We start from the raw sequence: 234 nt of genomic DNA, 5'->3' as shown, positions 1-234 counted from the left end.
CAATATTACCTAATGTACTTCAGTAAATACGCAAAGAACCCTAAGAAAGACATTCCATTTGGTATGGTTGGCACCACGATTGTAATTATCTTTGTTTACCTTGGTATGTCAGTTGTTGCATCAGGTACGCTGCCAATCGATGAAGTGGCTAACCAACCACTAACATTGGTTGCTCGTGAAATCCTTTCAGGACCTATCTTTACCTTCTTTATGATTTGTGGTCCTTTCATGGCA

1 protein-coding gene is annotated in these 234 nt (G+C 39.7%); it reads left to right on the top strand.

Annotation, left to right across the window (positions count from 1 at the left end):
* The coding region (locus E0702_RS18245; RefSeq protein WP_205742136.1) for an amino acid permease at nucleotides 1-234 on the top strand (234 nt) is incomplete at both ends.

This window comes from Halomonas marinisediminis, assembly GCF_004347715.1.
Lineage (GTDB): Bacteria > Pseudomonadota > Gammaproteobacteria > Pseudomonadales > Halomonadaceae > Halomonas > Halomonas icarae.
This window is presented reverse-complemented; position numbering and strand designations above follow the sequence as displayed.